This window comes from Candidatus Symbiopectobacterium sp. NZEC135 (assembly GCF_025962695.1).
Map to the genome: position 1 here is coordinate 1 of NZ_JAGFPF010001480.1, position 530 is coordinate 530.

Annotated in this window: 1 protein-coding gene; it reads right to left on the reverse strand. The window is 45.7% G+C overall.

What is annotated here, in order from left to right; genetic code table 11:
• Positions 1-227 precede the first annotated feature (227 nt).
• Positions 228-446 carry a helix-turn-helix domain-containing protein gene (locus J5224_RS34935; RefSeq protein ID WP_264629379.1) on the reverse strand — a complete coding sequence of 73 codons (219 nt, stop codon included), beginning with the start codon at positions 444-446 and terminating at the stop codon, positions 228-230.
• Positions 447-530 lie beyond the last annotated feature (84 nt).

The window sequence follows — 530 nt, forward strand, 5'->3', positions numbered from 1 at the left end:
TTAAGCAGCACCAGACATGGATAACAAAAGCAGAGGTTGAACATCTGTGGGCAGTGTAAGGGAATAACGGCGATGAACTTTGATTTACATCACATTACATGCGATTGTTTTTAACAATAAGTGACATTGTTTTTACAACTAATTTGCGAGATGTTCAAAACTGACCAAGGATATGCGTTGTACTGGGGAGCGTGAAACTGGGGGGAACAGGCGACGATGGGAGAGAATCAGTAGTCGAATAGCGCAGCTAATGAAGTACCGAGCCCTGCGGCGATGATACTGATGATTTCTAAGGTTGGGTTTCTGATACCACGTTCAATACCGCTTAAGTAAGTACGATCCAGATTACATCTACTGGCCAATGCCATCTGCGTGAGCCCTGCCTGAACGCGCAACGTTTTAATGCGTTGTCCAAAGAGCCGGGTCGTATCTCCGGTGTTCTGCATGTTGGCGCTCTCCTGTCGTTGCTACCTCTGTGATTCATCATTATAACCCACCCAAAGTAGAACGTTATCTGTGCAATCTGCATT